The sequence below is a fragment of the Magnetospirillum sp. WYHS-4 genome (assembly GCA_039908345.1).
GTDB lineage: Bacteria > Pseudomonadota > Alphaproteobacteria > Rhodospirillales > GLO-3 > JAMOBD01.
Map to the genome: position 1 here is coordinate 1 of JAMOBD010000141.1, position 1,815 is coordinate 1,815.

At 62.3% G+C, this 1,815-nt stretch carries 3 protein-coding genes; 2 read left to right on the forward strand and 1 reads right to left on the reverse strand.

Going from position 1 to position 1,815, the window contains the following annotated elements:
- Positions 1-422 (forward strand): hypothetical protein (locus H7841_18335; protein MEO5338817.1); only part of this gene is annotated, 422 nt, incomplete at its 5' end.
- A 135-nt stretch (positions 423-557) separates the two neighbouring features.
- Positions 558-1,064, forward strand: a complete 507-nt coding sequence (locus H7841_18340; protein MEO5338818.1) for a hypothetical protein — start codon at positions 558-560, stop codon at positions 1,062-1,064.
- Between the two features lie 12 nt (positions 1,065-1,076).
- On the opposite strand, the gene H7841_18345 is transcribed toward H7841_18340, so the two are convergent.
- The coding region (locus tag H7841_18345; protein ID MEO5338819.1) for a M23 family metallopeptidase at positions 1,077-1,815 on the reverse strand (739 nt) is incomplete at its 5' end.

The window sequence follows — 1,815 nt, forward strand, 5'->3', positions numbered from 1 at the left end:
GCCAGTGGGAAGGCCGGGAGGTCAATGCCGCCACCCTGGCCAAGGAACGTCTCGAACAACAGATCGCCCAATGGGGCGACGGGACGGTCGTCTGCTGGACCGGGGGAGGGCCGCTGTACTACGATTGGGGGGGCGTCCTGTTCGCGACCTGCCGCACCGAAGGGGGCTGCGCGGCCGACGAGGAGGACCGCGCCCTGCCCGTCGAAACGCCCGCCCACTTCCGGCTCTGCGAGCCCAGGCGGGTCAACCTGAGCAGCGCCATGGCGTTCGACGGCTACGCCATTTCCTCCGGCGACGCCCTCAGTGCCGGCAACGCCGATTACATCGTCGTCGAAAGCGACGCCCGCAGATTTAAACGAGGACTGTGGACGTCGGACTGCTTTCTGTTCAGCGAGGACTATCCGTTCCCCCGAATCGATTGAAGAAGCGCCGCCCGCTTCGGGCGGCGCTTCCGCCGCTACCGGCGCAGTCCAGGGTTCATCCTTTCGGCGGTCCCGAGCCATCGGGCGCTTGCCCAATCCCTGGCGTTGCAGCACAATCGGCCTATGCGATTTCGGGTGTTGGTCATTCTTGTTTCGGCGCTATTGGGCATGGAAGAAGCGAAACCTTCTACGGCCGCGGGCTTGGCGCCGGAAGACCTGAAGCCCGATCCCAAGGACGTCTGGCACATCGTCTCCTGGGACCCGGCGATCACCACCAGCAAATGCATCGGCGATCCCGTAACGCCTAGGTGTGCATTGGAGACGTTCAAGGCTTGTTCCGCCAGGCTGAATATGGCTTTCTGCGAGACTGTGATCGGCAGGGAGATTTCGCTTCCTGAACGCAGGGTGGCCGTTTGGTACCGGATCACTTCCATGAAGGTGCTTTCCGCCAAGACTGCAAGGCGGGACATCAATCCACCCGAAAAGCCGGGAGACGTCCATCTCTTGGCTCAGCAGCGCTTTTGCGTCGAGGGAAAATCGCCCTGCCCATTTCCCGAGGTGGAGAACAGCTTCTACCATCTACGCCAAGCCCAGGATAGAAGATGGTCCATCCTGGGCTGGTATATTGGAAGCGGCGAATAGCTCTCCACAACCTCAATCAAGCTCGCTGAACGCTCGTGTCCATTCGCGAAACAGAGGCGTGGGATCGATCTCTTTGCCATCCTTCCCAAAAATTGAGAAGTGCATGTGGTTTTTCATCAGGCCAGACTTCACCTCCTCTGCCCGATTCTGCATGGAACCAACGACCTGACCGGCCGCAACCCTGTCGCCGGGCTTGACGATCTCCCGCCCGCCCTTGTCCATCGGCACGGCATATCCAAGACCATAAAGATTCCCATCCAGGCCCCTGATCCAGATGGTTTGATATTTCCCGCCGAAGGGATCGGCTTCCTTCTTGTATGTCGATCCCATCCGTTCCACTTGGCCTTCCACGGGGCTTTTCACCGGATCGCCCGGCGGAACTTCAAGATCAAGGCCCATATGGTCTCCATGCGCGCGACGGGATCGAAAGTTGCCGTCGCCTTCGTCGTCGACACGTATTTTCGGGAAATCCACCGGCGGGAGGGTCCCGGAGGGGCCTGGCGCAATGGGCCGCCTCGCATCCGGAACCTGCCTCACCTCCGTGGCTTCGGGCATGGCCGGGGGCGGGACGGGGCCGGAGGCGTAGGGGCGGCCATCAGGCTTACGGCCATAGGTGATGCCATCGCCATCTCGCGGTTCGGTTGTCGGAGGAGATTGCCGCCCGCCGTCCCCATCGGCCAGGGCGCGTCGGGCGTCCCAGCCGCGGGCGATCTCGTCCAGGCCGCGGCGGAAATCGGCTAAGCGTTCTTCC